Origin of the sequence: Cellulosimicrobium sp. PMB13 (assembly GCF_051294865.1) — a bacterium.
Taxonomy (GTDB): domain Bacteria; phylum Actinomycetota; class Actinomycetes; order Actinomycetales; family Cellulomonadaceae; genus Cellulosimicrobium.
Window position 1 is genome coordinate 2,317,829 of sequence record NZ_CP145910.1, and the last position, 21,833, is coordinate 2,339,661.

A 21,833-nucleotide genomic window follows, 5' to 3' on the forward strand; every position below is an offset into this window, starting at 1 on the left:
CTGTGCCCCCGAGGACGACCCCCAGAACGAAGCAGGTGGTGGCGACGCCGAGCACGGCGACCACCATGAAGGAGCTCAAGGACACGCTGTGGAAGGCCGCGGACAAGCTCCGCGGGTCCATGGACGCGAGCCAGTACAAGGACGTGATCCTGGGGCTGGTGTTCCTCAAGTACGTGTCGGACGCGTTCGCCGAGCGTCGTGCCGCGATCCTCGCGGAGTGCGTCGCCGACGGGCTGACCGAGGACGACGCCGCGCCGCTGCTCGAGGACGTCGACGAGTACCGCCGCGCCAACGTGTTCTGGGTGCCGACGCGCTCGCGGTGGACGTACCTCGCGCAGCACGCCAAGGGGCGCGCCGAGACGGCCGAGGAGACCGGGGCGTCGATCGGCGAGCTCGTCGACGACGCGATGGTCCACATCATGGGCTCGAACCCGACGCTCGCCGGCACGCTGCCGACGATCTTCAACTCGCCGAGCGTCGACCAGCGCCGCCTCGGCGAGCTCGTCGATCTGTTCTCCTCGGCGCGGTTCACCGGGGTCGGTGCTGTGCGGGCTCGCGACGTGCTCGGCGAGGTGTACGAGTACTTCCTCGCGAAGTTCGCGGCCGCCGAGGGCAAGCGCGGCGGCGAGTTCTACACGCCGCCCGGCGTGGTCCGGGTGCTCGTCGAGGTGCTCGAACCCTACGAGGGGCGCGTGTACGACCCGGCGTGCGGTTCCGGCGGCATGTTCGTCCAGGCGGAGAAGTTCCTCGAGCGTCACGGCGCCGACCCGCAGGCCATCTCCGTGTATGGCCAGGAGCTCAACGAGCGCACGTGGCGCATGGCGAAGATGAACCTCGCCGTCCACGGCCTCACCGGCCAGCTCGGGTCGCGGTGGGGCGACACCTTCGCCCGCGACCTGCACGCCGACGTCCAGATGGACTACGTCATGGCGAACCCGCCGTTCAACATCAAGGACTGGGCGCGCACCACCGATGATGCACGCTGGCGCTTCGGCGTCCCGCCCGCCGGGAACGCCAACTACGGCTGGATCCAGCACATCCTGTCCAAGCTCGCTCCCGGCGGGTCCGCCGGCGTCGTCATGGCCAACGGGTCGATGTCGTCGAACTCCGGTGGGGAGGGCGACATCCGCGCCCAGCTCGTCGAGGCCGACCTCGTGTCCTGCATGGTCGCCCTGCCGACGCAGCTCTTCCGCTCCACCGGGATCCCTGTGTGCGTGTGGTTCTTCGCCAAGGACAAGACCGCGGGGGACCGGGGTTCGATTCCCCGCACCGGTGAGGTGCTGTTCATCGACGCCCGGAACCTCGGCCACATGGTCGACCGCGCCGAGCGCGCACTGTCCGACGACGACATCGCGCAGATCGCCGGGACGTTCCACGCGTGGCGCGGCACGAAGTCGGCCGTCGAGGCCGGCCTGACCTACGAGGACCAGGCGGGGTTCTGCTACTCCGCGACGCTCGCCGAGATCAAGGGCGCCGGGTACGCGCTCACGCCGGGCCGCTACGTCGGCGCCGCCGAGGTCGAGGACGACGGCGAGCCGATCGAGGACAAGATCGCCCGGCTCACGAAGGACCTCTTCGAGCAGTTCGAGGAATCCGCTCGCCTCGAGCAGATCGTCCGCGAACAGTTGGGCCGTATCGATGGCTGAGTGGAGCGAAGTTCGACTGGGCGACCTCGTAGACAACTTCGATTCGAAGCGGCTTCCCGTCAAGTCATCCGATCGACGGCCAGGTCCATATCCGTACTACGGCGCATCCGGGGTCGTGGACTGGGTTGACGGCTACTTGCTGGACGGCGAGTACCTTCTAGTTTCCGAGGATGGCGAGAATCTGCGATCGCGCTCGACGCCGATTGCGTTCATGGCTGACGGGAGATTCTGGCCGAACAACCACGTGCACGTGCTGCGCGGAAAGAAGGTGTCCGACACTCGTTTCCTGAAGTATGCACTCGCGATCACCGATCTCACAGGGTTCTTGACGGGTTCAGCGCAACCAAAGCTCTCGCGGGGTTCGATGGACGCAATTCGACTGCGTGTCCCAGATGCTGTCACGCGTGGCGCGATCGGTGAGGTGCTCGGCGCGCTCGACGACAAGATCGCGGCCAATACACGCCTGGCTACAACAGCCGCGAGTATTATGCGAGAAGAGTATCGATTGGCGCTTGCAGAATCCCATCCGCGGCACGGCCACTTCTTTGACTTCTTCGATGTTGACTTCGGGTCAGCGTTTAAGGGTGAGGAATTCTCAACACCTGGAACCGGCAGGCCGCTGCTGCGCATTCGCGACCTAAAGACGTTTGTCCCGCAGGTCTGGACGACGGAGCGAAGGAGCGATGAGACTGTGGTCAACCCTGGGGATATCGCCGTCGGTATGGACGGTGACTTCTCGCCGACGCCGTGGTTCGGCGAAGCGAGCGTGCTCAATCAGCGAGTCTGCGTTGTGCGCTCGGCACATTCGCCCGCATTGACTCTCGAAGCGATCCGGGCTCCGATTGCCTTCATCGAAGGGCACAAATCGGGTACGACTGTCATCCATCTGAACAAGAAGGACCTTGCCGAAACGCCAGTCGTCTTGCCAAGCGAAGCGGCCGCGCGCTCGTTCGATGCTCACGTGTCACGACTTCTTGACGTTCAGGTTCAAGCGCACGTGGAGAGCCGCGGGCTCGCTGCGACTCGTGACGCGCTGCTGCCGCAGCTCATGTCGGGCAGGCTGCGGGTTCGTGACGCTGTCGAGGCGCTGGAGAACCCCGAGGCCCTAGCGATCGCCACAGCGCCGGAGGCACAGGTCGCAGCCCGGGCCGCCGCCCCCGTCGCACCCGTCGACAACGCGGTGGGCTCAGACCCGTCTGACGCCGAGCGCGAGATGACGACGCTGTGGTGACCGGCTGTGCGTCGTCGGGCACGCCGCGCCCGGCGGGAGCGTCCGGGCCACGGCTGTGTCCCGCGTGCGGTCGCCGGCTCGCACCGAACCCGGACGGCTCGTGGCCGCCCCTCTGAACGCCGCAAGCACCTCGCCGTGCGGTGAAGCCGGGCGACGTCAACCGCGTGCCGATGCTGCGCCGTCGGGCGCGACCGACCCCGAGGCTCGCGCGGAGACACCACGCCGACGCGGCGAGGACCGGCCGACGTACCTCGAGCGCCGTGAGTCGCGTTTTCGCGAACGCGCGCTGCTCGACCTCGAGGATGCGCCGGCCGCCGAGGACCTCGACGACACGTTCTACCGCGCCCGCGAGTCCCGCGGCGGTCTTCCCACGCTGGGCCGGGCGCACCGGTGACGCACGTGCGTACAGTGCCGACACGCCAGCCGGCGACACGCCACGAATTGCCACTCATCGACGAACGCCACGTGAAGGAATCGACCATGGACGACGAGATCCAGCTGATCAGTGATGGCGATGGCCTGGCCGTCATCGGGAACGCGACGGCGGTCGAGCGCTTCCTCGTCTCGGAGGGACTGCCGTCGAAGGACCTCGGCCTGCCGCGGCTCGGTTCGAGCCTCGCGACCGCGGCCGGTGTTACGCAGGCGGGCTCCGGCATCGCCGCCACGTCAGGTCGCTGGGTGCAGATGACTGAGGAATCCGCGCAGCTCGTTCAGAAGTACGGATTGATGAAGAGCTCGAAGAACGGGCTCGACTTCGGCGTGATCGGCGGCGGCGAGCACGGCCAGATCAAGGCTCTCGTCCAGTTCGCGAAGGGTCCTGGTTCGGTCCTGTCCAATCCGGCCCTGCTTGCCGGTGCTGCGGGCGTGATGGCTCAGCTGGCGATGCAGCAGACGATGGACGAGATCACCGACTACCTCGCGACGATCGACGAGAAGGTCGACGACGTGCTGCGCGCCCAGAAGGATGCCGTCCTCGCGGACATGATCGGGGTCGACCTCGTGATCGAGGAGGCCATGACCGTCCGTGAGCAGGTGGGGCGGGTCTCCGAGGTCACATGGTCGAAGGTGCAGGGCACGTCGGTCACGATCATGCGGACGCAGGGGTATGCGCTGCGTCAGCTCGACGCGCTCGCGGAGAAGGTGGAGCGCAAGACCAAGATCGGTGATCTTGCCAAGGCCTCGAAGGACGTCGAGTCCCAGGCGCAGGAGTGGCTCGCCGTCCTGGCACGGTGCTTCCAGCTACAGGATGCGATCGCCGTGCTCGAGCTCGACCGGGTGCTGGACGCGGCTCCCGACGAGCTGGACCGCCACCGGATCGGGATCCGCACAGCGCGGCAGAACCGGCTGAACCTCCTCTCGCAAAGCACCGAGCGCCTTCTCTCACGCATGGGTGTCGCCGCCGGCACGGCCAACGCGAAGGTGCTGCTGCACCCAACCTCGTCCCGGGAGGTGGTGCATGCCAGCAACCGGGTCGAGACCGCCGTCGTCGACTTCCACGGGCGGCTCGGCATCGAGCGAGACCGGCAGTCGCTGGAGGCGCGGCGATGGAGGGACGCGGCCGTGGAGGCACGGGACAAGGTGCTCGAGACGGGTGCGGAAGGCCTCGACGCCAGCCGGCGGCTCGGCAGCGAGACGATCGGTCGCGCCCGGTCGGCGACAGGCAAGCTCTCCACGGGGATCGCCGAGCGTGCATTCCGTGGGCGCGCGGGCGACGATCAGGGTCCGACGACGGAGGAGCAGGCGTGATCGCCGGCCTCGAGTGTGGCACGTGCGGTTCTGGCGACATAGAGCTGCTGGACGTCCTGCCCGACGGGCGCCGACGTGTCTGCTGTGTCGACTGCGGGCAGTCGTGGGTGCGCGGCACCGCGACCGTGCCGACGAGGCCCCGGCCACTGCCGACCTTCGAAGAGCTCAGGAAGACCTTTCCGAGCGCGGACGACGTCGTGCCCGAGCGGCTCGTGCACGCCGAGGTGCTCAAGAGGCGGTACCTCGCCGAGGTCAGCCCGTTGCCGGACCCCGCTGTCGCGCACTACTGGACCAAGTACCAGCGAATCTTCAGCGCGGAAGGACTTCCGACGGCCGACCCGCAGGACCTCAAGGACTTCGCCAACGTGTCCGTCGGTGCGAACCCGGGCAACATGTCGGTGTTCAACACCGAGTGGAACCGGATGGGCGACGAGGCGGGTGCCGCGCAGGTGCGCAAGGTCGTCGAATACCTTCTTCGTGGCCCGGAGTCCACACCGCTCGAGGACCGGCTCACGCAGTTGATCGACGACACCACGTCCTTTGGGATGAAGGGTTTCAAGGAAGCGCTCCTGACCAAAGTGCTGTGCGTCGTCTACCCCGACGAGTACCTCACGATCCTCAAGTACACGGGCACAGCCGGAAAGCTCGAAGTCGCGCGTGCGATCTGGGGTATCGAGTTCCCCGACCCCCACCGGGTCACGTGGACGATCGGTCGGCTGGTCGTATGGAGCAACACACTGCTGCGAGCGCTGATCGGCGACGGGTTCCAGACCCAGGAGCACGCTGCCGCCTTCCTGTGGTGGGCCAAGGACCAGCAATTCGGCGGTGAAGGCATCGAGACCTGATCCGCGTTGGACGAGCGGGCGGTTCTCACCCAGCGAGTTGGTCCGCGGGGTGTCGCAGGTTCGGGCGATGGCACAACGCCATGGGTCATCGACACCACTGCACACAGAAAGTCGACCCGCGCGTGCGCTGGCGCCCGTACCATCGAATAACACGACTTCCGATGGTAACCTGCTGCGGTGGCATCGGAAGCGGAGTGGCCGGCGTTCGGGTCGGAGGTGCTCGTCTGGGAGCCCTCGGGCGCCGAGTACGGACCTCGTGCGGGTCGGAGCCGCCGCCGCGGACCCTACGAGGCCGCCGTGCCGGCGAAGATCGCGCGTGCGGAGCTCCGGCTCGCCGGCCCGACGATGGCTCTGGTCGCCGAGGCGAGTGCCGAGATCGCCCGCCTCGACGGCGAGTCGCTGGGCTCTCTGATGTCGTACGCGTCGTTGTTGCTCCGGACCGAGGCCGCCTCGTCGTCGCAGATCGAGAACCTGACGTCGTCGCCGAAGGCCATCGCCCTGGCCGAGCTCGGTCGCCGCGGCAGAGCCAACGCGGACGAGATCGTCGCGAACGTCGCCGCCATGAGGCGGGCTCTCGACGTCTCCGAACGGCTGGACGCCGACGCGGTCCTGGCCATGCACCAGGTCCTGATGCGCGACCACATGCCCGATGCTGCGGGACGGTGGCGAGACTCGGCGGTGTGGATCGGTGGGTCGGCGCAAAGTCCGCACGGGGCCGACTACGTGGCGCCACGCGCCGGGCTGGTGCCGCCGGCCATGGACGATCTCGCCGAGTTCATGTCCCGCGACGACCTGCCGGCCCTGGCTCAGACGGCGGTCTCGCACGCGCAGCTCGAGAACATCCACCCCTTCCCCGACGGCAACGGGCGTACCGGGCGCGCACTGATGCACGCTCAGCTGCGGCACGCGGGCCTGACCCGCCACGTCGTCGTCCCGATCTCCGCCGGCCTCCTCGCCGAGACCGACAGATACTTCGCAGCCCTCACGGCGTACCGCTCGGGGGACCCGCAGCCCATCGTGGCGCAGGTGTGCGAGGCGGTATTTCCCGCGCTGCGCAACGCCCGCACCTTGATCGCCGAGGTTTCCGAGGCGCATGACCGGTGGGCTGGGGCCGTCCGCGCACGCCGAGGCGCGTCGGCGTGGCGCCTCGCGGACCTCCTCGTCGAGCGTCCCGTCATCGACGCGCGGCTCGCGGCGGAGCGCCTCGGCGTCACGACGGCGAACGCCCAGGTCGCGATCGATCGGCTGGTCGAGGACGGCGTCCTCGACCAGATCGGCCGAGGGGCTCGCGATCGCGTCTGGCAGGCGGTCGAGATCATCCAGGCGATGGAACGGTTCGCCGAGCGCTCTCATCACCGCATCGTGTGACAGCTGATCGTGCACGCCCCAGCCTCACGGGGTGACTTCCGACGCCGATGCGTCGCCCGTCGTCGTACTTGGCGTCGGCGACGGCTTGTTCCGGGTCGTTGCCGGGCTTGGCCGAGCCCGCACAGCGCGCTCTCGGGCGGCCAACGTCGCACGGAGGTGAAAGCCGATCACGCGTCGGAGAACGGCGACGAGGGCGAAAGCGTGTAGAGGCAGTCGAGGTCGGGCGGCGGCTCGGGTGGGTGCAGGTCGCGGTCCGGTGCGATGCGCGTCGCTGGTTCGGAGAGGTAGACCGCGCCCGTGGGTGACGTCCAGCTCAGGACGCCGTCGGTCAGGTGCTCGAGCTTCCACGCAGTCTCGTGCTTGAGCACGTGGTGCTTGCGGCAGAGGTGGGCGAGGGTTGTCGGCGTCGGTCCGCCCGCCGAGGGCGAAGTCGACGCCGTGGTCGACGTCGCAGCGCGCCGCGGGCACGGTGCAGCCCGGGAAGCGGCACGTCTGGTCGCGGACCGTCAGCCAGGCGCGCAGGTCGGCGGGCACGGTGTAGCTGTCGCGCCCGACGGAGAGCACCGCACCCGTCTCGGGGTGCGTGAGGATCCGGCGCAGCGACGGTGCGTTCGCGGTCAGACATCGGGTGGTGTCGGCGTCGATCGGGCCGTGCCCGTCGAGATGCCCGGGTGCGTCACCACCGAGCAGCGTCAGCACCGGGACGGTGACGTGCACCCGCGGCACGATCGTGCGCGCGAGGTCGGCGAGGCTCGGAACCACCGCCGCGCCCCCGGCGCCGCACGCGTCGCGCTGATCCGCCGCTCCGCCGTGCCCGCAAGCACTGTGGTGCGCCGGAGTGCAGCCACCGGAGCCGGAGCAGTCGAGCGCAAGGTCGACGAGGACGTCGGCGCGCAGCTGCGCGACGGTGCGGACGTCGCCCTCGCGTCGCGCGTCAGCGGCCGTGCTCGTGAGTCGGTCGTGGATCGCGTGTGCCGACACCGCTGGCAGCAGCGCGCTCAGCCACGCCATCCCGTCCTCGGCCGGATCGACCCACACCGCACGCTTCGCTTCGGCGCGCTCGTGCCGGAGGGCGAGCGGCTCGGGGTGCACCGCGTCGCGCGCCTGGCGCACCAGTCGTCGGAACGCCTGGGGAGTCGTGGAGGCCGCGCGACCGAGGCATGCGTGCGCGACCTCGGTCGCGGCCTGCGGGTCGAGGTCGGCGACCGCGCGGGCCAGGGCGCTCGCGTGGGCGACGGAGAACTCGCCCGCGCACAGCCCCGCCAGCACCGACGGCACGGCGTGAGTGAGGGTCGCCGCGTCGTCGACCAGACCCTCGACGACGCCCTCCCGCAGGCGAAGCGCGCACGCGAGCTCGGCGACCGCTGCTCGCCACGCTAGCTCGACCCGCCGCTGCGGGGTCGCGCCGTCCACGCGCGCCGACTCGTCCGCGAGCAGGGCGTCGTGCGCCGCGAGCGCCGCCATCCGCGCCCGCTCGATCGCTACGGTGCGCGCCCCCGTGAGCGCGTCGATCTGCCGCTGGACGGTCGCGACGTCCGCGACCGCGTCGGCCAGCGCCTCCAGCGACCCCGCGCGTGGGTGAGCCGCCCTGTGACGTGGGCGCGCGTCGTCGGGCACGGGCGGCGACACGACGGCGCCCCGGGGCGCTGCCCGGACCGTCCGCAGTCAGCGCCGCCGTCGTCATGAGACCCACTCAACCACCAGCCACCCACACGCAGTCGGACAGACGTTCGAGGATCCACCGAGGTGACGATGCTTCCCCGAGGTGCGAGAGGTGGAGTTTCGTTGCCCTGGTCGTCTCGCCGCCATGGGCCACGCCGGGCATCAGTGACAGCCGTCGACCGCGCCGGGTGAGCACACACCCCTTCGGGGAGCGCGCTCGTGCATCGTGTCGACTCGCAAAAGGGGCGGCGGGGCAGCGCCCGCCGCCCCGGCGTGTCCGGGGACCGATCCCCGGGAGGCCTGTCGGCTGCCCGAAAGGCTGGCCGAAAGGGATGCCCACGGTGGGCGGAGCCGACGGACGATCGAGGAGTCCCCAGACAGGAGCCGAGCCGTGCGCCGTGACCGCTCAGAGGCCGCCGTCGAACCGGTGGCCACCCGCCTCCCCGAGGGGCGCGGCCGGGCGCCTGGCACACACGGTCCGGGCGGCGGCGCGGGGCTGCCGAGGCCCTCGTTCCTGACGCTTCAGCGGACGGCCGGCAACGCAGCCGTCCAGCGTCTACGTGTCCTCGCCGCCGCGCCAGGGCACGGCTCGGTGCAGCGTGTCGTCTCGCTCAGCACCACGTTCGTCCCCCAGGCGGCAGCCATCGCCGCGATCAACCTGCTCGACGCCGAGGTGACTCCCGCCGAGCAGGACGCAGCCCGCGCCATCAGGAACCGGGCCGGCGGCAAACACACGATGCGGCAGGCCCACTACCTGTTCCAACCGAGCCCGAGGAGCTGGGGCTCTTGCGTGGAGGAGCAGCTCGACCCGCGGGCGAGGGTGCTGGGATGGGGCACGCAGTTCGGCCTGTCGGGTGCTCGGCCGGACTACCACCGGGTCCTGGGTGCGGCAACGGTGTTCGCCGACCTCACCACGGCGACCCAGTCGAACCCTGGTGGCAACCACATCACCACCAAGCTGGTGGTGGCGGCGTTCCCGAACAAGACCGGCTGGCAGGCTGCCGATGTCATCCACAGCGGCATTCGCCCAGGTGGCGGACAGCCTCCGCCCGTCCAGACCAACGGCCTGGTCTCCGCTGAGCACGCTCGCCGGTTCCAGCAGTACCACGCCTACCTGCCCGACAGGGGGTACGACCCGCTGCTGGAACAGCTCCGTCGACACTACGGCCCTGTCTCGACCGTCACCTTCACCCAGGCCTGGGACGCAGCCGACCGGGACGAGTTCGTCGACGCCTTCCAGGACAGCGTGAGCGAGGAGCCCAGCGAGAGCATTGCCAGCGACGACGAGTTCTGAGACAGGGGCCCGCCTCCGAGCCGGCCTGCTCGCTGGGTGCGCCTGACCATCGGTGAAGCGCAGGAATCGGGTCCCGTCACAGCAGTCAGGCCGGGACGTCGTCCGGGGTGAGCGCCCGCACCCGTCGTCCGGTCGCGAGGAACACGCCCCGTAGCCGGACTCCGCGGCGTGCGGCGGCTCCGTGCAGGCCGACGAACCACAGCCCGTCCCCCGGCGTGACGGCGTCGGTCCCCGGGCGCTCGAGCATGAGCACGGTGCTCCCGCCGGGCGCCTGGTCCGCGAGCACGTCCTGCACGATGCCCACGAGGTTGTCGACCATCTCGTCCTCGGGCGACGGGGGGACGTCGTCGATCGGGACGACCGCGCGCAACGGGCGGTCCTCGGCGTCGAGGAACGTGATCCAGAGGCTGAAGCGGGGTGCGTCGATGCCCTGGTGGAGGAACTCGACCCACGCGAGGAGGGCGTCGTCGTCGGGCAGGCGGTCACCGGGTCGGATCGTGCTTCGGGATGTCGTCATCGCCCCAGGGTGGAGGCGGTGGAGCCCGTGCCGACGAGCGTCCACAGGCCCTGAACGACGGCGGCCGCGAGGGTGGTCGTCCACAGGCTGGCCTGTCCACGGTCGCGCGAGGAACGACGGGGCCGTCGAGGTCGCCGGACGTCGCGACGTCCAGCCGTCCAGCCGTCCAGCCGTCCAGACGTCCTCTCGTCGTGGCGCCCTGACCACCTGACTCCCTGACGTCCGGACATCGCGATACCCGGGCTTATCGGCGAACGGCCTGCCGCCAGTGCCCCGGGACGGCACGCTGAGGGCACGCCGCGAACACGGCGCGCCACTAGGCTCACGACCAGCACCGACGCACGGAGGAACGATGCGCAGCACGGAGTCCGACTGGGAGCACCTCGCGCTCGAGCACCTCGCCGAGCCGCTCGGGTGGCTCCCGCTCGAGGGGCGCCAGATCGCTCCCGGGGCGAGGTCCGCCGTCGGGCACCGTGGGTACTCGCCGAGCGGCGAGGAGCTGCCGCAGCGCGAGGCGTGGGACGAGCTGGCGATCCCGTCGCGCGTGCGGGCCGCGATGCGGCGGCTCAACCCGGACGTGCCGCGCGACTACCTCGAGCAGGCGCTCGTCGAGATCCTGCGTCCGACGTCCCAGGACGCGATCACGGAGAACAAGCGGATCCACGACGTCCTCGTGGGCGGCTACCGCATCACGTACACCGAGGACGGGCGGCAGCAGACGCCGAGCATCCGTCTCGTGTCGGCGCGCGAGGACGAGAACGAGTGGATCGCGGTCAACCAGGTCCGCGTCGTGCAGGGCGAGGTGGAGCGGCGCTTCGACGTCGTGCTGTACCTCAACGGCATGCCCGTGGTCGTCATGGAGCTGAAGAACGCCGGCTCGGCGCGCGCGGACGTCGCCGTCGCGCACGCCCAGCTCACGACGTACGTCCGCGAGCTGCCGATGGCGTTCCGGTTCTGCGTGCTCACGGTGATCAGCGACGGCGTCGTGGCCCGGTACGGCACGCCCTTCACGCCGCTCAACCACTTCTCGCCGTGGAACGTGGACGACGACGGTCGTGTCCTCGGCCCCACGGGTGCGCCGCTCCCGGCGGTCGCCGACGTCGCGGAGGCCGCCGCGCACGACGGTCCCGTCGTCGACGGCATCACGGACGAGCCGGCCGCCATGGCTGGCACTGTGGTCCCGTCCTCCCCGCTCGAGACGCTGCTCGACGGGCTGTTCAACCCGCAGCGGTTCGTCCAGCTCCTGCGCGGCTTCGTCGCCTTCGACGCGGGCGAGGACGGGCTGACGAAGCGCGTCGCGAAGCCGCACCAGTACTTCGCCGTCACCAAGGCCGTCGGGGCGACGGTCCAGGCCGTGGAGACCGACGGGCGTGCCGGCGTCGTGTGGCACACGCAGGGGTCGGGCAAGTCGATGGAGATGGAGCTGTACGCCGCGCACGTGGCGCGGCACCCGAAGCTCCTCAACCCGACGATCGTCGTGGTCACGGACCGCACCGAGCTCGACGGGCAGCTCTACGAGACCTTCGCGCGGTCCCAGCTGCTCACCGAGGAGCCGCGGCAGATCAAGCGCCGCGCGGAGCTGCGCGACGAGCTCGCGTCGCGCGTCACGGGCGGGATCTACTTCACGACGCTCCAGAAGTTCGGGCTCACGGCCGACGAGAAGCAGCGGGGGGCCAAGCACCCGGTGCTCTCGGACCGGCGCAACATCGTCCTCGTCGTCGACGAGGCCCACCGGTCCCACTACGACGACCTCGACGGCTATGCCTGGCACCTGAAGAACGCGCTGCCGAACGCCACGCTCATCGCCTTCACGGGCACACCGATCACGAGCGCGGACCGGGACACGCAGAAGGTCTTCGGTGACGTCATCGACGTGTACGACCTCACCCGCGCCGTCGAGGACGGCGCTACGGTCCCGGTCTACTTCGAGTCCCGCCTCGTCAAGGTCGCGTTCGCCGAGGACCTGGACGCCGAGGCGATCGACGCCGCCGCCGACGAGGTCACGGTCGGGCTCGACGACGCCGAGCGCGCGCGCATCGAGAAGTCCGTCGCCGTGGTCAACGCCGTCTACGGGGCACCGGCCCGCCTGCGCGAGCTCGCGCAGGACGTGGTCGCGCACTGGGAGAAGCGCCGGGAGGCCATGGCGGAGCTGGTGCGCAGCGCGTCCGCGACACGCCGCTCGACAGACACCGAGCCCGCTCCCGGCAAGGCGCTGATCGTCGCGGCGACGCGCGACATCTGCGCGCGCCTGTACGCGGAGATCGTCGCGCTGCGGCCCGACTGGCACTCCGACGACCTGCACTCCGGCCGGATCAAGGTCGTCTACTCGGGAACCCCCGCGGACCAGCCGCCCGTCGCGGACCACGTGCGCCGGGACTCCGAGAACGCCGTCGTGAAGAAGCGGCTCAAGGACCCGGACGACGAGCTCGAGATCGTCATCGTCAAGGACATGATGCTCACGGGTTATGACTCGCCCCCGCTCCACACGCTCTACCTCGACCGGCCGATGCGTGGCGCGCTGCTCATGCAGACGCTCGCGCGCGTGAACCGGACCTTCCGCGGCAAGAACGCGGGCCTGCTCGTCGCCTCCGCGCCGATCGCGGAGAACCTGCGGGCGGCGCTCGCGGAGTACACCGTCCGCGACCAGGGCGCGCGGCCGGTGGGACGTACGGCCGAGGACGCCGCGGGTGTCGCGCGCGAGCTCGTCGACCGCCTGCGCGAGCTCCTCGCTCCGTCCGGCTGGCGCGAGCGGCTCCTCGCCGCGCAGCGCGCCGGCGCGCGCCGGGGCTATCTCGACACGCTCCTCGCCACCGTGGCGTGGCTGCGAAGCCCCAGGACGCCGGGGAACGCCCCGACCGCCGAGGGCGAGGAGTCGCGCCAGGCCGAGTTCCGCCGTCGGTCCGCGTCCCTGTCGCGTGCGTGGGCGATCGCCGGCGGCACGGACGGTCTCGCCGACGTCGCGGACGAAGTGCGCTTCTACGAAGACGTGCGCGTGTGCATGGGCAAGTTCGACGCGGAGGAGCGGCAGGCGCGCGGGGAGCCGGTCCCCGACGACGTGCAGCGACTGCTCAACCAGCTCATGGCGTCCGCGGTGACCTCGGGCGAGGTCCTCGACGTGTACGCCGCGGCGGGCCTTCCGCACCCGCGCCTGGACCAGCTCGACGACGCATTCCTCGCCCAGGCGCAGGGAGCACCCAACCCGCAGTTGACGATCGAGGCGCTGCGCAAGCTCGTCACGGAGGAGGCGCGGCGCCTCACGCGCGGCAACCTGGTGCGGCAGGAGATGTTCTCGCAGCGACTCCAGACCGTGCTGGCGAAGTACGTCAACTCCAACCTCACGTCCGCCGAGGTCATCGCCGAGCTCGTCGAGCTGGCACGAGAGGTCGCAGCGGAGGAGAACCGAGGAAAGAGGTTCGATCCTCCGCTCGACCGGGACGAGCTCGCGTTCTTCGACGCGGTGGCGACCAACGAGTCGGCCGTCGAGGTGCAGGGCGACGGTGTGCTCGCCCAGATCGCCCGAGACCTGGTCGCGATCATGCGGCGCGACGTCAAGACCGACTGGACGGTCCGCGACGACGTGAAGGCCAAGCTGCGGTCCTCGATCAAGCGGCTGCTCATCAAGCACAAGTACCCGCCGGACAGGCAGCCCGAGGCGATCGTGCTCGTCATGCAGCAGATGGAGTCCATGGCGCCGCGGTACGCGGCGTGAGGTGATCGACGCGGCGGCCGGGCACACCGGGTACGACGGCAGCGGCGAGACGTCGGCGGCGCCTCAGCCCTCGTCGACCGCGAGGAAGACCGGTTCGACGGCGCCGACCGTGAGCCGCCACACGCCGTCGGCGCCGGACGGCACCTCGACGCACAGGTTCCCCACCAGGGTCGCCTCCACGGGGACCCGACCCTCCGTGACGAGCTCGCCCGGGACGGTGGCGCAGGGCGTCGAGTGCACGGACCCGTCCGGGGTGACGAACGCGAGCGTGACCGAGTCCGCCGTCTTGACGGCGCTGCCGGGGCCCCAGTGCACGGCGGAGGTCGGGACGACCCAGTACTCGGTCCCGTCGCCCGGTGCTGCTCCGGACGGGTCGGCGGCGAGGATCTCGGCGGTCGCGTCGCGCGGGGTCCCGAGGGTGACGTCCCAGCGCGGACCGTAGACGGTGGCGCCCACCGGCCACGGTTCCGACAGGGTGCCGCCGCCCGGGGCGTCCGACCAGACCTCGTCGTCGGGCCACTCGTCGCCGTACCACTCGTCGTCGGACCAGCCGTCGGCGGGAAGGTCGTCCGGGGAGGCGAGGACCGCGTCCGCGTTCGTGGCGAGATAGCTCGCGGAGAAGGCGACGATCCCTCCGACGACGAGCGCCGTGCCGCCGCAGACGAGGCCGACGACGACGCGACGTCGCGTCGTCGTCCCGCCCCCGCCCGGACGGACAGCCCGGGCGCGGTCGGCTCCGCCCGGTGCGTACGGTGACCTCCGGCCGGCGTCGTCGTGCGCACGAGGATGCAGGCCTGGGGGAAGGGTCATCGTCCTGCCTCCAGGTACATCGGGGCGGAGGTGCCCAGCGTGACCTTCCAGAGGCCTTCGGCGCCCTCGGGCACGGCGACGCACACGACCCCGCGAGCCGTCTCCCCGGACGCCACGTCGGGCGCGGCGACGAGGTCGTCCGGGACGGCACCGCAGGGTGTCGTGTGCACGACGCCGGTGCCGTCCACGAACGCGACCTTCACCTGCCGCCACGCCGTCCCGCTCGGGAGGGTCCCCGTGTAGGTCGCGGCGAGGGGCACGACCCAGTACTCGTCCCCGGCGTCGGGCGCCGTGTTGGACGCGTCGTGGGCGAGGACCGCCTCGGTCGCGTCGTGGGGCGGCTCGACCGTGACCTCCCACCGGTCGGTCCAGTAGGTGCCGCCGAACGGCCACGGGTTCGTGGGCCCGCCTCCGTCGGGGTAGTCGGCGGGGTCGGCGTGGTCCACGACGACCCCCGGCGCCGACGGTGCCCGCGACGGCCCCTCGTCGGGCTCGGTGGTGCTGTCGGACGGTGCGGCCCCCTCGTCCGTGGTCACCGGCTCGTCCGTGGTCGCCTGCTCGTCCAGGGTCCCCGCGCCGTCCGGTCCTGGCGTGTCACCGGGTTCGCCGGGCTCCGCGGGGTCGCCGGCGGGGGTGTCCGCCCCGGTGGGGCCACCGGCCTCCGCGTGCTCGGCGGCAGGGCCGGGAACCGTCCGACCGAGCACCGTGCCCCCGGTCACGCCCAGCGCCAGCCCGACGACGGCGGCCACGACGCCGACCGTCACCGCGGACGGGCCGCGCGACGGCAGCGGACCGGGCACGTGGACCTGCGGCGGCGGGCCTGGCGGTGTGAACGGGGCGAGCGGGGCGACCAGGGCCGGGCCCGGTGGTCCGGCGCGGCCCGGCATCGCGACGGGTGACGGGACGGGTGACGCGACCGGTGACGGGACGGGAGGGGAGACGGCGACCGGTGCCGACGAGCTCGGTGGCGCGGTGCGCGGCGCGTCGCCGTCCCGGGGTGAGGGCGGTGCGAAGAGGTCGCTCACGTGCGGCTCCGGGATGGCTCGTCGAAGGGCTTCAGCTCGCCCGGTCGACGCTGACGTGCCGTGCGTGAGCGGATCCTTGCACATCGTCGGACACCGCGACCAGGCCGACCGGCGGCGCGCGTCCCGTGCCGCCCGGGCGCGGGGCCTGGTCCGAGCGGACGTCCCGTGCGAGGGTGTCCGGTATGAGTCGAAGAACCCGGTTCGTTGACGGCACGAGCGACGAGATCGAGGTGCCGCTCCTCGGGGGTGACGTCTCCGACGGTCTCGTGCGTCGCGGCGACACGGTGCGTCGCCCGCGCGGCCCGCACAGCCCCGCGGTGGAGGCCTACCTCCTGCACCTGGAGCGCGTCGGGTTCGACCGCGCGCCGCGGTTCCTCGGGATCGACGACGACGGCCGTGAGGTCGTGACGTTCCTGCCGGGGGAGATGGGCGGCCGACCGCCCCACGCGTGGGCGACCGACGAGGAGATCCTCGGTCAGCTCGGCGAGTGGCAGCGGGCCCTGCACGACGTGTCGACGGACGTGGTGCTCCCCGACGGGGTCGCGTGGCCCGAGCGGGCCCAGTTCCCCGAGGTGCCGGACGTGTTCGACGTCCCGGACGTCGTCGGGCACAACGACGTGACGGTCGAGAACGCGCTCTTCATCCCGACGGGCGAGGACCCGCACGGGCCGCACCGCCTGGTCGGCGTGATCGACTTCGACCTCGCGGCGCCCACGACCCGGCTCCTGGACGTCGCGACCACCCTCCTCTACTGGGCGCCGATCAGCCCCCCGGACGCGCGGCCTCCCGTCACCCGGGACCTCGACGCCGGGCGCCGGATGCGCCTGCTCGCCGAGGCGTACGGCCTCGACCGGTCCGACCGGCTCGGCCTCCTCGACGTGCTCGCCCAGCGGTTCGCGAGGAGCTGGTACGCGATGCGGTACGCCGCCGCGACGCGCGGCGGAGGGTGGCAGCGCATGTGGGACGACGGCGTCGGGGACCGCATCCGGGAGAACGAGGCGTGGTTCGCCGCCGAGCGTCCCGAGCTGGTCCGCGCGCTGTCCTGACCGCGCCGGCCCGGCCCCAGCCGGGCCCTGACCGCACCGAGAGTCGGGCCGTCAGCCGCGCCGCAGGCCTCGCCGGGCCCGGGACCACAGGCGCCGCAGCGGCCCGGGGCCCCGCACGACGGGGATCTCCTGCGTCTCGACGCCCTGGACCAGCCACGCCTCCGCGTGCCGGCGCGCCTCCGCCGTCGACTCGCCGATCACCGGGCGGGCGGGGAACACCGCGATGCGCTCGTGCTCGCGCAGGTCGATGACGTGGCGGAACAGGTCCGCGAGCGCCGGGTCCACCCCGCTGACGAACAGGCGCCCCCCGTGCGCGCCCAGCCGGTCCGCGTAGGCGGCCAGGACGGTGAACGCGGTGGCGCCGAGACTGACGCGGCCGCGCAGACGGAGCACCACGACCGCCTCGCGGGCGTCGGACGGGTCGGGCAGCGCTGCCTCGAGCGAGCGCGCGCCGGCGTAGAAGAGGCTGCCGTGGACGTCGAGCACGGTCACCTCGCGGCCGGGCAGACGGCGGGGCGCGGGCTCCTCGCGGACGCGGCCGTCGTCCTGCCGCACGAGCCGCACGATCCGCAGGTCCTGCGACTCGCGGTTGGCCTGGAGCAGGATCGACAGCGCGGCCCCGATGCCCACCGCGGCCGCCACGGGCAGCAGGAGCGTCGCGAAGAAGGTCGTCGCCATGGCGATCTGCGACTGGCTGCCCGTCCGCCACGCCGTCGCCATCGCCGACAGGCGGATCGAGCCCGCGGACGCGACGACCAGGACGGCCGCGAGCGTCGCCGAGGGCACCGCACCGACCGGTCCCGACAGCGCCACGAGGACCACGAGGACCCACACGCCCGACATGACCCCTGCCCAGCGGTCGCGCGCCCCGGCCGCGGTAGAGACCGCCGTCTGGCCCACGGACCCCCCGACGGGGATGCCGCGGAACACGCCGACAGCGACGTTCGCGATCCCCTGGGCGACGAAGTTGCGATCGGAGTCGGCGCGGCGACCACCCGGGTTCGGCACGGACTCGGCGACGCCCGCGCCCTGGACGAGCACGATCGCCGCGACGGCGAACGCCCCGACGACGACGTCCGCGGAGAGCAGGCCGAGCTGGGGGACGGCCGGCGCGGGCAGGCCGACGGGGATCGCCCCGGAGTCCGCGACGAGCTCGACGGAGCCCGCGTTCAGCGCCCACACCCCGACGGCGGTGACGACGAGCGCCACGACGGCGGCGAACGGGGCGATCCGCGTGCGGGCGAGCAGGAGCAGCAGGAGGATCGCGCTCGCCCCGACGAGGACCGTCGGCAGGTCCCACGTCCCCGGCGACGTGATCACCTGGTAGGCGTCGCCGACCGCCACGGGGGCCGTCGGGGACGCGCCCGTGAGCGCCGCGAGCTGGCCGAGCAGGATGTTGACGGCCACGCCGGTGAGGAACCCCGTCATGACCGAGTGGGAGACGAACCCGGTGAGCCGCCCGAGCCGGGCGACGCCGGCGAGGACCATGAGCACACCGGCGAGCGTCGTCATGAGGACGAGCGATCCCAGCCGTTCGTCCGGGTCCACCGTGGCGATCGCCGACCCGGCGGCGAGGGCGGCCGCGCTCGTCGTCGTGACGATCATGCGCTGCGAGTCCACGGTGAGCCCGCCCGCGATCCGGCCGACGGCCGTCGCGTACAGCCCGTGGATCGGGTTCACGCCGACGAGCGTGGCCGCGGCCATGCCGTCCGGCACGCCCCCGACCGCCCCGGGCACCCCGGCGCTCGCGGACGACCAGAACGTCCCGCGCGCGGGACGCACGCCCCGCCACCACGCGCGCGCCGCCCGCAGCGGGCGGGGCCGGCTCACGGGGGCCCCGAGGCGTGTCGCATGGCGACGACTCTGGCACGGCCCGGCGGGCTCGACCAGGCGAGCACGTCCGCACCGACCGAGGATGGCGGCATGCCCGAGACGCCGCTCCCCGCCACCCGGCTCGTCGTGCGCCGACGCGCGTCCCGCTCGGTGCGGTGGATGGCGACGCACCCCGCCTGGGCGGTCGCGCTGCGCTCCGGGATCGCGGCAGGGCTGGCGTGGTGGGTGGCCTGGCTGATCGGGCTGGCCTTCCCCGACCCGTTCGCCGACTACCGCTACTACGCGCCGCTCGGTGCCGTCGTCGCGACGTCCTCGACCGCGGCACGGTCCGTGAGCCAGTCGGTGCGTGCGACCCTCGCCATCGTCGTCGGCGCGGCGGTCGCGGGCGTCACCGACCTGGTGCTGCCGACGGACTCGTTGACCGTCGCGGTCGTCGTGATCGTGGCGAGCCTGCTCGCGGGGTGGCGCACCCTCGGCGACATGGCGTCGTGGACCGTGACGTCGGCGCTCTTCGTCCTCGTCATCGGGGGCTCGCGAGACCAGTCGGAGTTCGTCCTCGCCTACATCGGGCTCGTGGTGGTGGGGGCGGGGGTCGGCGTGCTCGTGAACCTCGTCGCGCCACCGCTGCCGCTCGCCCCGTCCGAGGCGGCGCTCGACGAGCTCGAGGACGTCCTCGCGGACCAGCTCGACGCGCTGGCCGACGGCCTGCACGGCGACCGCGCGCCCCGGCCGGAGGAGTGGGAGGAGCGGCGACGGGCGGTCGCGCCGGCGGTCGACGGCGCGCGACGCGCCGCCGAGGAAGCCCGCGAGGCGCAGCGGCTCAACGTCCGGGTGCGTCGGCACCGCGGGCGCGTCGAGGACCAGGAGGTCAGGTCGGAGCGGCTGTCCGTCACGACGGCCGTCGTCACGGACCTGGTCCGCATCCTCACGGAGGGAGAGCGGGACGACCTCGACCCGGACCGCCGGGTGCTCGGAGCCGAGCTCCGGCACCCGGTGGCCGAGGCGCTCGGTGCGCTGGCGGCCGTGGTCCGCGAGGGTCCCGCCGCGGACCTGGACCCGGCGCTCCTCGCCGTGCGCGAGCTGCGGGCCGCGCTGGCCCGCCAGCGCGCGCACGGCACGGGTGACGACTACCTCGCCGCCGGGGCGATCGTCCTGGACATCGAGCGCGCGCTCGACGCGCACCGGGCAGCCTCCGCGGAACCCGACGAGGGCGACGTCTGACGCTCGCACCGCACGACGGCGCACGACGGCGCGCGACGGCGCCGTCGGGACGGTCCGGGCGTCCGGACCGTCCCGACGGCTGTCGTCCCGAGGCGCCGGGCCGGTCAGGCCGGGTGCGGCAGGTCGACGTCCGAGCCGACGAGGAACTGCGAGTACGCCCCGATGGTGAGGAACGTGGGGAAGTCCTCGGCGAGGGCGACCGCCCGGAACACGGCGGCGGCGTCGTCGACCCGGTTCCCGGGCGTGCGGGGCAGGTCGTCGACGATCTCGGCGAGCAGCGCCTCGACGCGATCGCGCGTGATCGGCACGCCGTTCTCCGTACGCGTGCCGGACGCGATCCACTGCCACACCTGGGAACGCGAGATCTCCGCCGTCGCGGCGTCCTCCATGAGGTGGTCGATGGCCGCCGCGCCGACGCCCCGCAGCCACGACTCGACGTACCGCACGCCGACCGACACGTTCGCGCGCAGCCCGGCCGCGGTGACGGTCGCACCCGCACGCCGCGCCGAACCGATGTCGAGCAGCTCGTGCTGGCCGACGCGCACGTCGTCACGCAGCCGCGTGACCTGGTTCGGCGCGTCCCCGAGCACGGCGTCGAACTCGCCGCGGGCGGCGTCGAGGAGGTCCGGGTGGGCCACCCACGTGCCGTCGAACCCGTCCGTCGCCTCGCGCCGCTTGTCCGTGCGCACCTGCTCGAGCGCGCGCTCCGTGACGTCGGGCCGGCGGCGGTCGGGGATGAACGCGCTCATGCCGCCGATCGCGTGCGCCCCGCGCCGGTGGCACGTGGACACGAGCAGCTCGGTGTACGCGCGCATGAACGGGGCCGTCATGGTGACCTGCGCGCGGTCGGGCAGCACGTACTGGTCGCCGCGCGTGCGGAACGCCTTGATCACCGAGAACAGGTAGTCCCAGCGGCCCGCGTTGAGCCCGGCGCAGTGGTCGCGCAGCTCGTGGAGGATCTCCTCCATCTCGAACGCCGCGGGCAGCGTCTCGATCAGCACGGTGGCCCGGATCGTCCCCTGCTCGATCCCGACCCACTCCTGGGCGAACTCGAACACGTCGTTCCACAGCCGCGCCTCGCGGTAGCCCTCGAGCTTGGGCAGGTAGAGGTACGGGCCGCGGCCGCGCGCGACGAGCTCGTGGGCGTTGTGGAAGAAGTACAGGCCGAAGTCCACGAGCGACGCCGACGCCGAGACGCTCACGCCCGCCCGGTCGACGTACCGCATGTGCTTCTCGATGAGGTGCCAGCCGCGGGGGCGGAAGACGATCGTCGGCAGGTCGGTGAGCGTCGTCGAGCGCAGCCGGTACTGCTTGCCCTCGGCGCTCGTGTGCTCGAGCGTGCCGCGGATCGCGTCGTGCAGCGCGAGCTGTCCCTCGACCACGTTGCGCCACGTGGGCGAGGACGCGTCCTCGGCGTCGGCGAGCCACACCTTCGCGCCGGAGTTGAGGGCGTTGATCGCCATCTTCGGGTCGGTGGGGCCGGTGATCTCCACGCGCCGGTCCTCCAGGCCGGGCGCTCCGGTCGAGCCGGCGACGCGCCACGACGGGTCGTCGCGGACCGGCCGGGTCTCGGCGCGGAAGTCGGGGTCGATCCCGTCCGCGACGTCCTGCCGGCGCTGCTGGCGGTCCATGAGCAGCTCGTGTCGCCGCGCGACGAACCGGTCGTGCAGCGCGGTGAGGAAGTCGAGCGCCTCGGGCGTGAGGATCTCGCGGTACCGCTCGCCGAGCGTGCCGGTCACGCGCAGCGTGCCCTGGGGCGAGCGCTGCGTGGTGCCCGACGGCGCGGGGCGGGCCGGCGCGCCCGGGTGCGGACCGCCGTCGGGCAGGCCGGACGTGCGCGGGGGAGAGGTTGTGGACGTGGTCATGGCGTGCTCCGTAGG

General features: G+C 72.2%; 15 protein-coding genes. 9 read left to right on the forward strand and 6 right to left on the reverse strand.

Going from position 1 to position 21,833, the window contains the following annotated elements:
• Window positions 1–65 precede the first annotated feature (65 nt).
• The 5 genes from V5D56_RS10485 to V5D56_RS10505 all read left to right on the forward strand — a co-directional run bounded on the left by V5D56_RS10485 (window position 66) and on the right by V5D56_RS10505 (window position 6,836).
• On the forward strand, window positions 66–1,646 hold the full coding sequence (locus tag V5D56_RS10485) for a type I restriction-modification system subunit M (RefSeq protein WP_435739001.1): 1,581 nt from the start codon (window positions 66–68) through the stop codon (window positions 1,644–1,646).
• Window positions 1,639–2,877: a restriction endonuclease subunit S gene (locus V5D56_RS10490; protein WP_435735292.1), complete on the forward strand. Its 1,239-nt coding sequence runs from the start codon at window positions 1,639–1,641 to the stop codon at window positions 2,875–2,877. The genes V5D56_RS10485 and V5D56_RS10490 overlap by 8 nt, the downstream gene beginning before the upstream one ends.
• Window positions 2,878–3,357: 480 nt before the next feature.
• Window positions 3,358–4,623 carry a hypothetical protein gene (locus V5D56_RS10495; protein ID WP_435735293.1) on the forward strand — a complete coding sequence of 422 codons (1,266 nt, stop codon included), beginning with the start codon at window positions 3,358–3,360 and terminating at the stop codon, window positions 4,621–4,623.
• Entirely contained in the window at window positions 4,620–5,468 is an 849-nt protein-coding gene (locus V5D56_RS10500) for a hypothetical protein (protein WP_435735294.1), read from the forward strand. Before V5D56_RS10495 ends, V5D56_RS10500 begins: the two co-directional genes overlap by 4 nt.
• Window positions 5,469–5,645: 177 nt before the next feature.
• Window positions 5,646–6,836, forward strand: coding sequence for a Fic family protein (locus V5D56_RS10505; protein ID WP_435735295.1), 1,191 nt, complete (start codon window positions 5,646–5,648; stop codon window positions 6,834–6,836).
• 24 nt (window positions 6,837–6,860) lie between these two features.
• Here the strand turns inward: V5D56_RS10505 and V5D56_RS10510 are convergent, their stop codons facing one another.
• Entirely contained in the window at window positions 6,861–8,453 is a 1,593-nt protein-coding gene (locus tag V5D56_RS10510; protein ID WP_435735296.1) for a DUF222 domain-containing protein, read from the reverse strand.
• A 436-nt stretch (window positions 8,454–8,889) separates the two neighbouring features.
• Here V5D56_RS10510 and V5D56_RS10515 point away from each other — a divergent pair, with 436 nt between their 5' ends.
• Window positions 8,890–9,792 (forward strand): hypothetical protein, encoded by a 903-nt coding sequence (locus V5D56_RS10515; RefSeq protein ID WP_435735297.1) that lies wholly within the window; start codon window positions 8,890–8,892, stop codon window positions 9,790–9,792.
• A gap of 85 nt (window positions 9,793–9,877) precedes the next feature.
• On the opposite strand, the gene V5D56_RS10520 is transcribed toward V5D56_RS10515, so the two are convergent.
• The gene (locus tag V5D56_RS10520) at window positions 9,878–10,309 is read right to left on the reverse strand and encodes a hypothetical protein (RefSeq protein WP_435735298.1); all 432 of its coding nucleotides are present in this window, start codon (window positions 10,307–10,309) and stop codon (window positions 9,878–9,880) included.
• Between the two features lie 352 nt (window positions 10,310–10,661).
• Here V5D56_RS10520 and V5D56_RS10525 point away from each other — a divergent pair, with 352 nt between their 5' ends.
• A complete protein-coding gene (locus V5D56_RS10525; protein WP_435735299.1) occupies window positions 10,662–14,018 on the forward strand; it encodes a type I restriction endonuclease subunit R in 3,357 nt (1,118 codons plus the stop codon).
• Between the two features lie 63 nt (window positions 14,019–14,081).
• Here V5D56_RS10525 and V5D56_RS10530 read toward each other — a convergent pair whose 3' ends face one another.
• On the reverse strand, window positions 14,082–14,828 hold the full coding sequence (locus V5D56_RS10530) for a hypothetical protein (protein ID WP_435735300.1): 747 nt from the start codon (window positions 14,826–14,828) through the stop codon (window positions 14,082–14,084).
• Entirely contained in the window at window positions 14,825–15,853 is a 1,029-nt protein-coding gene (locus V5D56_RS10535; RefSeq protein ID WP_435735301.1) for a hypothetical protein, read from the reverse strand. The genes V5D56_RS10530 and V5D56_RS10535 overlap by 4 nt, the downstream gene beginning before the upstream one ends.
• Window positions 15,854–16,035: 182 nt before the next feature.
• Here V5D56_RS10535 and V5D56_RS10540 point away from each other — a divergent pair, with 182 nt between their 5' ends.
• Window positions 16,036–16,899, forward strand: coding sequence for an aminoglycoside phosphotransferase family protein (locus V5D56_RS10540; RefSeq protein ID WP_435735302.1), 864 nt, complete (start codon window positions 16,036–16,038; stop codon window positions 16,897–16,899).
• Between the two features lie 51 nt (window positions 16,900–16,950).
• Here the strand turns inward: V5D56_RS10540 and V5D56_RS10545 are convergent, their stop codons facing one another.
• On the reverse strand, window positions 16,951–18,729 hold the full coding sequence (locus V5D56_RS10545) for a SulP family inorganic anion transporter (RefSeq protein ID WP_435735303.1): 1,779 nt from the start codon (window positions 18,727–18,729) through the stop codon (window positions 16,951–16,953).
• A gap of 93 nt (window positions 18,730–18,822) precedes the next feature.
• On the opposite strand from V5D56_RS10545, the gene V5D56_RS10550 reads away from it, so the two are divergent.
• Complete coding sequence (locus V5D56_RS10550) at window positions 18,823–19,953, forward strand: FUSC family protein (RefSeq protein WP_435735304.1); 1,131 nt, start codon at window positions 18,823–18,825, stop codon at window positions 19,951–19,953.
• Between the two features lie 104 nt (window positions 19,954–20,057).
• Here V5D56_RS10550 and aceB read toward each other — a convergent pair whose 3' ends face one another.
• On the reverse strand, window positions 20,058–21,818 hold the full coding sequence (aceB, locus tag V5D56_RS10555; protein WP_435735305.1) for a malate synthase A: 1,761 nt from the start codon (window positions 21,816–21,818) through the stop codon (window positions 20,058–20,060).
• Window positions 21,819–21,833 lie beyond the last annotated feature (15 nt).